6 protein-coding genes and 1 pseudogene are annotated in these 9,228 nt (G+C 60.8%); 1 reads left to right on the top strand and 6 read right to left on the bottom strand.

Going from position 1 to position 9,228, the window contains the following annotated elements:
* The 4 genes from ispD to NW857_RS01685 all read right to left on the bottom strand — a co-directional run.
* The coding region (gene ispD / locus NW857_RS01700; RefSeq protein ID WP_414367805.1) for a 2-C-methyl-D-erythritol 4-phosphate cytidylyltransferase at nucleotides 1-659 on the bottom strand (659 nt) is incomplete at its 3' end.
* 123 nt (nucleotides 660-782) lie between these two features.
* Nucleotides 783-2,189, bottom strand: a complete 1,407-nt coding sequence (locus NW857_RS01695) for an ammonium transporter (protein WP_414332404.1) — start codon at nucleotides 2,187-2,189, stop codon at nucleotides 783-785.
* Nucleotides 2,190-2,323: 134 nt separating this feature from the next.
* On the bottom strand, nucleotides 2,324-2,662 hold the full coding sequence (locus NW857_RS01690) for a P-II family nitrogen regulator (RefSeq protein WP_011430352.1): 339 nt from the start codon (nucleotides 2,660-2,662) through the stop codon (nucleotides 2,324-2,326).
* 173 nt (nucleotides 2,663-2,835) lie between these two features.
* A complete protein-coding gene (locus NW857_RS01685) occupies nucleotides 2,836-4,230 on the bottom strand; it encodes an IctB family putative bicarbonate transporter (RefSeq protein WP_414367789.1) in 1,395 nt (464 codons plus the stop codon).
* 858 nt (nucleotides 4,231-5,088) lie between these two features.
* Between NW857_RS01685 and holA the strand changes: the two genes are divergently transcribed.
* Nucleotides 5,089-6,069 (top strand): DNA polymerase III subunit delta, encoded by a 981-nt coding sequence (gene holA, locus NW857_RS01680; protein ID WP_414332399.1) that lies wholly within the window; start codon nucleotides 5,089-5,091, stop codon nucleotides 6,067-6,069.
* Nucleotides 6,070-6,350: 281 nt separating this feature from the next.
* On the opposite strand, the gene NW857_RS01675 is transcribed toward holA, so the two are convergent.
* Both NW857_RS01675 and NW857_RS01670 read right to left on the bottom strand, forming a co-directional pair.
* Entirely contained in the window at nucleotides 6,351-8,690 is a 2,340-nt protein-coding gene (locus NW857_RS01675; RefSeq protein ID WP_414332397.1) for a transglycosylase domain-containing protein, read from the bottom strand.
* A 3-nt stretch (nucleotides 8,691-8,693) separates the two neighbouring features.
* Nucleotides 8,694-9,228, bottom strand: a pseudogene (locus NW857_RS01670) (serine/threonine protein kinase); the annotation flags it as partial.

Genomic DNA, 9,228 nt, shown 5'->3' with positions numbered 1-9,228 from the left:
AGATCCCAGGGGGTGGTTAACTTCAGGTTAGACTCCTCACCTTCCACGATATAGACCGACCAACCCAGCTTCTCGAACAGGGCTGCGTCATCGGTTACCTGCCACCCCTGGGCCAGCGCCTCCCGATGGGCTTGCCACAAGAGCGACAGGCGAAACCCCTGCGGTGTCTGAGCTGCCCACAGCCGGCTGCGCTCCGGTGTCGATTGGATTTGGATCCCCTTGGGGCCGGTCTCGGTGACTTTGATCGTATCCTTGACAGGGATCGCCGCAATCAAGCCGTCCACCTGCTCCAGAGCGGCGCTGCAGCGATCGAACAATTCAGGGGTGGCCAAGCAGCGGGCTCCATCGTGGATCAGCACCCGCTCCACCGTTCCCAACCCATAGAGATACTCCACCCCCCTGTAAACCGACTCCTGCCGCGTCGCCCCTCCTTGCAGAAGCTGCACCGGCGTGGACAGCTCGATGGACGCCAGGATCTGCTCCATGGCCGGCCAATCGCCGGGCTGGGAGAGAATGCCGATCCACTCAATAGAACCGGCCCGATCCGCCGCCTGCAACGTCCAAGCCAAGATGGGCTGGCCCAAAAGCGGCAACAACAGCTTGTTGACCGCCGCCCCCATTCGCTTGCCACTGCCAGCCGCCGGGATCAACAGGTGCATGGGATCCAAAAGTGCATCCAACCGCATCCCAGTTTACAGCCAGGGAGGGCCAGGCTTGGCCCTCCTCATCGTTGACAGTGGCGATTGGTGCCGCTGGATCCCCCTCAGAGCCGGGGTGCCGCCTCAAGGTTGGTCCAACTCGGCGGAAGCAATCACAAAATCCGGGTAGGCCACGTTACCATGCTCGCCCACATCCAAGCCGGCCAGCTCCTCTTCGGCACTGGTGCGCAGGCCAACGGTTGCCTTGAGGATCAAAAACAGGATCAAGCAGGTGAGGAAAGGCCAGAAGAAATAGGCTAGAGCGCCCACAACTTGTACCCCAAATTGCGCCCAGGTCACCCCTGAATCGGCGTGGGCAAACCAAGGGATCCCTGCTGCCAACACCCCCCAAATACCGCAGGTGCCGTGTACCGAAACGGCGCCCACCGGGTCGTCAATCTTCAGCACCGTATCCAGAATCACCGCCGAGATGACCACCAGGATCCCGGCCACCGAACCGATGATCAAAGCTCCCAGAGGGTGGACAGTGTTGCAAGGAGCGGTGATCCCTACCAAGCCGGCCAGCACCCCGTTGGCGGCAAAGGTCATATCCGGCTTGCCAAAATGCGCCCAGCAGGTGATCATCGCCCCAATGGCCCCTGCCGAAGCGGCTAGCAGCGTGTTCATGGCAATCCAGCCGATATCGGGGCTGGCGGCTGTGGTCGAGCCAGCGTTGAACCCAATCCAACCCAAGGTGAGGATAAACACTCCCAGCATCCCTAGGGGCAGGTTGTGGCCGGGAATCGCCCGCGGCTCGCCGTTGGGGCCGTACTTGCCGATGCGAGGGCCAAGCACCATGGCCCCGGCCAAGGCGGAAGCGCCCCCCACCAAATGCACTACGCCCGAACCGGCAAAGTCGATGAAGCCCAGATTTTCCAGCCAGCCGCTAGTGCCACCGTTGTAGTCGCCGAAGAGACCATTCCAGGCCCAGCCCCCCGAGATGGGGTAGATCAGCCCAGAGATGACGACAGAGTAGATGAGGTAGGCCACGAACTTGGTGCGCTCCGCCATGGCCCCGGAAACAATGGTGGCAGCGGTGGCGGCAAACACCATCTGGAAGACAAAGAAGGTGAAGGGCCAATCCCCTGCTTCGTGGGCTTGCTGCCAACTGAAAGCAAACCAGCTCCTGCCAAAGAAGCCAGTATTTTCTCCAAACATCAGGCCAAACCCGATGAACCAAAAGGCGCAACAGCCCATGCAAAAGTCCATCAGGTTTTTCATCATGATGTTGGCGGCATTTTTGGCGCGGGTAAAGCCCGTCTCCACCATGGCGAACCCCGCCTGCATGAAGAACACCAAGGCTGCCCCCACCAGCGTCCAGACAATGTCAGCATGTTCCTGTACGACTTCCGCGTCCTGGGCGAAGGCACTCCCCTGGCCCAATAGGAAAACCAGCGAAATCGTCAGAGCAGCAGTTAGACTCCACTTGGCCAGTCGCCCAAGCCGCTGAGGTAGCGGGTTCTTATGCTTTTGGATCATCGTTGTAGACATGCTTTTCGACTTACCTAAAGTGACGGTACTTTTCACAACGCACTAGTAGATAGGGCAAAAATCCCTCATTTGCCCACTGCAAGCCAGCCTGGGACTCGGGTCGAGCTACCCAGGCTCCAAGACCTTCACCTTCTCTACAGGGCGTCCTGGTTGAGTTCGCCGGTGCGGATGCGAATGGTTTTCTCGACAGGGCTGATGAAAATCTTGCCGTCCCCGATTTCGCCGGTGCGAGCCGCCGCGATCAGCTTCTCGACCACCGTATCCACCAGGTCATCTTCGACCACGATCTCCACCTTCAGTTTTTGCAGGAACTCTACCGTGTACTCGGATCCCCGATAGCGCTCGGTCTGTCCCTTTTGTCGACCAAAACCCCGCACTTCGCTCACCGTCATGCCGACGATGCCGGCGTTGACCAGGGCAATTTTCACCTCATCTAGCTTGAAGGGCCGAATTACAGCTTCGATCTTTTTCATTGGCCTCCCATATCCCCAGCAATTCCGCTAATTTCTAACACTACTAAAACCTGCAAATTGTAAATCTAGATACATTTTCGTTCCTCTACTGAGAATGCCTACCACTCTAGATTTGCTCTCGTCAAGACCAGAAGGCCAAGCCCGGGCCACTCTAAGAAGTCCGCGCCGGCATCTCACGAGCTGGGTCTTTCAGCGGCCGTTGAGGATCGAGGAGAACCCAGACTGGCTGTGACGAGGGCCACCGCCAGCCACCACAGCATTTGTACCTGGGGACGGTACCAGATGATATCCACTAGGCCGTGGGCCATCATGCCGGTGCAAGCCGCTAAGCCTGCTGCCACCCACAGGCCCTCGGGATCCCGGGAGCTGAGCAAAGTGTTCCAGCCTCTCCAGCCGTGATCCCAGAGCACCAGCAAAAACCAGGCAAAAGCCAGGGATCCGATGAAGCCTGTCTCCACGGCGAGTTGCAGCGGCACCGAGTAGGCCCCAAGGGCGCTGAAGTTGCCCCGCTGGTAGAGGGGATAGACGCGGTTGAAGGCGACATTGCCGGGGCCGATCCCCAAGATGGGAAAGTCGCGGATCATGTCCAGCGCGGCGGCCCAGACGTTGAGGCGAAAATTGTTGCTGGTGTCCAGCCGTCCCCAAAAGAGGCTCTGAGCCCGCAGCCGCAGGGGGCGTACTGTTACGATCGCAAGCAACAACGTGGCTGCCCCCCCTCCCAACAGAGCCGGCAGCGTCCAACGTCGCCAACGGGCTGGCAAGTGGGGGGTTTGCCATTGCGCCAGCAGCACCGCCATCATTCCCAGCGCTGCTAGGCCGCCAATCCAGGCGCCGCGGCTGTAGGTCAGCATCAGGCAGATGAAGTTGACGGCAGTTGTAAACCCAACCAAGAGCTTGATCCCCCAGCCCGGCCAGATGCAAATGGCAGCCAGCCCCAGAGGGAGGAGCGGAACCAGGTAGCCCCCATACAAATTGGGGTTGCGCAGAAAGCTGTACACCCGCGTCAGGCCTGCCAAGCCCGATTCCGGATCCACCCAGGTGGCTAGCTCGGCAGCCCCGTAAAAGTATTGCCGCAGGCCATAGACCCCCATCCCCAAGCTGACCAAGAGCAGGGATCCGACGATCCAATCCCGGAACTGCAGTTGGCGAAGCAGACGCTGCAGCAGCAGATAGCCGGCCAGGTAGAGCGTCAACTTCAGCCAGCCGTCCCGCGCTGCATAGGGAACCGGCGACAGGATTGTGGCCAGGGTGGCTATGCCCCAAAACAGGCCTAGGGGCAGATGGACGGGCAGCCAATTCGGGGTTTCCACCAGCCAGCCCAAGACCACAAGCGCCGCCATAGCCAGCAAAATCAGACCTAGGATGCCGGTGGAGCTTTGGGCCGAAAAAAACCAGTAGAGCAGCACCAGGCCCAAACCGATCCAATCCAAGGTTTGGACGAGCCGGCTGCTTTTGCCCCACTGCCGCAGGGATCCCGACACTCGGCTCAAAAGGCTGCCCTGCCACCAGGACTCGATAGAGAAATCCCGCAGCAGCAGGCCGCGCCATGCTTGCGTTGCTCGTTGCATGACTCCTTCCAACACCCTAGGCTTCAGCTCATCTTCCGAGTTTATATCCCCAGCGGACAGGAGCAAGGGCGGGAAGGCAAGAGGGATCCCCTTTCTAGAAGGCTAATCTTTTCTTCCTGGGCTTGGCTTCAGGACTGGTTGTTTTAGAGGCAGCCCAAGACGAAACAACTTTGGGGGGAATTATCCCCCCATTAAACTGCCCACCCGTCTCTTTTTGGCCGAGAGGTATCCAGAGATTTTGATAGCCTTGTCGAGACCAAGCTCGAAACATCACTTAGGCAACCGAGGCCAACGGGCGAAACTGAGATCCCTTAACTTCTTGGGAATTGAAAGGAGAAATCACCGATCCCGATTTGTCTGCATTCAAGGTTTGAGGATCGCAATAATGAATCTGAACACGGGTAGGACGGCCTAAACCCAAAGCAGATCCCAGGCAGCGAGCCAGAACCTGTACCTTGAACTCCAGTTCGCCAATGGTGTCCATCGTTCGCAACCCCCTCCCGATGCCTATCCCTAAGCTCAATCTAGGAGAAGATTGATGATCTTTCTTCAGTGGGAACACAGAATTTGCCAAGCTAGGGCCAAATCAAAGATCATGCAAAGCTGGCACCTTTTTTCAGAGAGAGGGAAGAGGCTTGAACCTGGCCCGGTTTTTTCTGGGGGATCCCGGACAAAGGGCGGGAGCATGCGCGTTGATTTACGTAAAATAACGCCTAGAGAAACCACGGAAAAGGGCTGGAGACCAGTTGCAGTGGCGGCTCTGCGGAGGCTGAGCAACTTGCTGGGATCTGCAGCCGCCTCAATCAAACAGGTTGGCCAGGGATCCAGCCAGAGCGTTGATGAGGGGGCTAGGGTATTATGCCCGTCTACCTTTACTGGGGAGATGACACCTATCGGCTGATGCAGGCGGTGCAGCAGTTGCGGGATCAAGTGCTGGATCCCGATTGGGCTGCTTTTAATTACGATCGCCTGCCACCGGAATCGACGCTTGTCGGCCTCAGCCAGGCCATGACGCCGCCCCTGGGATCCAACGCCCGCCTGGTTTGGCTGGAGGAGACGACACTCACCCAACATTGCCCGGAAGAGCTGTGGGAAGCAGTGGAGCGCACCCTGGCCCAGTTGCCCCCCACGACACATTTGCTGTTAACCAGCAGCAGCAAGCCGGACGGACGCCTCAAATCCACCAAAATCCTCAAGAAAGTGGCCATCGTCCGCGAGTTTCCCCAACTGCCTCCCTGGGATGAAGAGGGCATTCTTAGACAGGTATACAGCGAAGCCCGGCAACGGCATCTCAAGCTCAGCCCGGCGGCAGCCCAGAAGTTGGCCGAGGCGGTGGGCAACGACTCCCGCCGCTTGGCGATGGAATTGGAAAAGCTGGCTCTGTTTACAGCCGCTCAAGAGGATCCCATCTCCCCTGAGCAAATCGAGGCCTTGGTTCCCGCCAGCGCCTACAACAGCTTTCAACTGGCGGCCGCCCTGCGCCAGGGCAACTTGGATCAGGCCCTGCCCATCCTGGCCCATCTGCTGGATCACAACGAGCCGGCCCTGAAGATCCTGGCAGTGTTGGTGGGCCAATTCCGCACCTGGCTGTGGGTACGGCTGCTGCTGGAGGAGGGAGAACGGGATCCCAAAGTCATCGCCCAAAAAGCAGAGATCGCCAACCCCAACCGAGTTTACTTTTTACAGAAAGAGGTGGGATCCCTGGAAAGCGCAGCTCTGCTGAAGGCAATGCAGCAACTTTTGCAACTGGAATACCAGCTCAAGCAAGGTCAGCCAGAGCGAGAGGTGTTTCAAGAAGCCCTAATCCAGATCGCGACCATTCTCCGCAAATCCTGCTGATCTTCCCCGTTTCTGTTACTCGGACTTCAGAGACAGTTCTGACAACAGCCCGAAGACTTAATCGGCTTAGGTTACAGCCTTTTCCAGCTTATAGCCATTTCAAATAGCAATGAAACGTTTCTCTACGTCGTTATCGCTCCGCAACGCTGTCGCGGACGCGCCGCTCTAACTCCCCTCTCCCTCTGGGAGAGGGGCCGGGGGTGAGGGCTGGGGGTGAGGGAGGCAAAGCGTCTATTTGTCGAGTTGTCGGGATGTGGAGTTGTCTGATTGGCTTTGGCGAGCTATTGAATGACTTGCTTCATGTAACTTCCCCAAGTTTGAGCGGCGATGCCGCTACTCCCTCGCGTTGGGCTGGAGTCATCATTGCCCAGCCAAATGCCGGTTACCAGAGGCGGGTTGGGTGTGTAGCCGATAAAGAGCAGATCCTTGTTGGCGGTGGTGGTGCCGGTTTTGCCCGCTTCTCCGATCCCAAGGCGAGCGGCAGTGCCGGTGCCGGAGCGGATCACGCCTTGCAATACGGCGGTCATCTGCTGGGCGACGCTTGCCGACAAAACCAGCCGCTGCGAGCGGGGATCCTCGCGGCCTGGGTAGATCTCGCGGCAGGTGCGAAAGTCGTCGGGGTTGGCGCAATCGCTGCTATCCAGGATGCGGCGGATGGTGTGGGGCCTGGACCAAAGGCCGCGATTGGCCAAAGGAGCAAAGGCCGCGGTCAGCTCCAGCAGGTTCACCTCCATCGTGCCGAGTACCAGGGAAGGATAGGGCTGCAAGGGGGATTGGATCCCCATTTGCCGCGCCATGGCCACCACCTGCTCCAGCCCCACCTGTTGGGCCAACCGCAGGGCGATTACGTTTTCGGAGAGGATCAAGCCGCGGGCCAAGTCCATGGGGGCACTTCCCGAGCGGCAGCCCTGAAAGGTGAGGTTGCCCCAAGTAAGCGGCTCACAGGAGAGCACCTGCGAAAGCGGGATCCCCTGGCTGAGGGCGGCGGCGTAGGTGAAGACTTTGAAGGTGGATCCCGGCTGCCGTTGGGCTTGGGTAGCCCGGTTGAAGGGGCTGGCGTTGTAGTCGATCCCGCCCACGAGAGCTAAGATCTCGCCGTTGCGGCTGTCGAGGCTGACCAGGGCACCCTGACTGAAGCCCAGGCGGGAGCCCGCCTCGCGCACCGTTTGGGCCAGGGCCTGCTCCGCCAGCCGCTGGTAGGGCAAATGCAGTGTGGTCTCGATGATGAAGTTGCCCTCTGCCGAGAGGTCTTGGCCCAGAAGCTGCCGCAGCTCCTGGAAGACGGTGCTGTAGAAGTAAGGGGCAACCGTCGAGGTCTGGGAGCGCAGATTGGGGTTGAGGGTGAGGCGGCTGCGCCGGGCCCGCCGAATCTCCTCTTCTGGGAAGACTTGGAGCTCGCTGAGGCGATCCAACACCCGATCCCGGCCCCGCACGGCGGCATCGTAGTTGGCGATGGGGTTAAAGGCATTGGGAGCAGGCAGGATGGCGGCCAGGGTGGCGGCTTCGGAAAGGCTGAGCTGGCGGCTGGGGATCCCGAAGTAGAACTGGGCGGCGGTCTCAAAGCCGTAGATGCCGTTGCCCAGGTAGACGTTGTTGAGGTAGAGGGTGAGGATTTCGTCTTTGCTGTAGCGCCGCTCCAGCTTGAGGGCGGCAACAGCCTCCCGCAGCTTGCGGCCAAAGGTGTTGCCTGAGCCGGTGTAGTCGCGCAACACGGTGCGGGCCAGTTGCTGGCTGATGGAGCTGCCCCCCTGCTGCACTTCCCCGGAGCGCAGGTTGACCCAAAAGGCGCGGCCAATGCCCAGCAGATCGACCCCGAAGTGGGAGTAGAAGCGGTGATCTTCGGCGGCCACCACCACCTTGGGCAGAATCGGGCCGAAGGCCTCCAGGTTGGGCAGCTCCCGGTAGGTATCCCCCTGGTGGCGGCGCAGTTCGGTTTGCCGATCCCCGGCCAGGACGATGAGGGGGTTGCGATCGGCGGCGAGCGGCGGTTCTACTGAGAACTTGCTCCACTCGTGGCCGATCCAAATCCTCGCCCCCAGCCCCAAGAGCGCCATCAGGATCAGGCAGCCGCGCACCCCGTACACCTGCGGCGGCGGTGGATCCAACACTTGAATAAACACGCTCTCCGGATCCCGGGGCGGGCCAAGGCTGAGTCGCTGGCCATGGCGCAGGATCACCCGCCGCACCCGCTCGGCGCCGCCAAAGGGCTTGAGGCGAAAGACGCCGTTGGTGGAGTCTTGATCTTCCAGTTGGTAGCGACCGGCGTTCCACCCCAGCCAGTAGAGAATCGGGGGCAACGGGATCCGCCACCCCAGGCCGGGCAGACGCCAACCCGGACGCGGGCGAACGCAGGCGTGCAGATGGCTCACCGCAGGGGCGGGGATGCGGATGGTGGCCACCGTCTGGCTGCGACCCAGAATGTCGGATCCCTGCAGGACAAACACCTGGGGAGCTTCTCCCGGCCAAGTAATCCGCAGGCGCACCGGGCGCTTGGGCGGGGGAGGGTCGGGGGGCTTGAGGAGGGCAGTGGGCCCAGCAGGGAAAGGCCGCCCCATTGCCAGGGTTTTGAAGAAGTGGACAACGGTGTTCAACAGCGACTTTTTGTCTTCGGAAGCAGACATGGCTCAATCTCCCCGCAGTTCGCGCGTACGGCGCAGCAGCTCCTGCATGGTCTGGCCGGGACGAGGGCCGGCAGCGGCTGGTCTGGAGCGAGGGGCCGGACGGGGCTGGGCAACGGGGACGGTGGGCGGGGAAGGTGAAGGGCTGGGCGGGGGATCCCAAACGGCCAGGTAGAGGTGGCCCTGGGGGGTGCGCTCGACGAGGCCAGACCAAGAGCCGGAGCGGAACTGGACGCGCTCAGAACGGTTTTCCCGCACCGCCTGCAGTTCTCGCTGCAACTGGGGGGGCAAGGGGGCCTGCAGCATGTCTTCCAGCAGCCCTTCCGCCTGCGGGGCGGGCACGTCGTCGGCGATGGTGGCCTCGATTTGTTGCAGCGCCAGGCTGGATTCGTCGTAGGTGAGGCTCAAGTTCATGCCGCCCAAGCGGTACAGGTCGTACACGGTGTTGGGCCAGGCGCCCCGCCCCTGCTGGCTGGGGGATCCCAGGGCGGCCCGCACCACCTCGCGGGAAGTCTGGAGAGGGAAGGCGCGCAACACCGGC

Source organism: Synechococcus sp. H55.9, assembly GCF_047462355.1.
In the GTDB taxonomy this organism is placed as follows: Bacteria; Cyanobacteriota; Cyanobacteriia; order Thermostichales; family Thermostichaceae; genus Thermostichus.
This window is presented reverse-complemented; position numbering and strand designations above follow the sequence as displayed.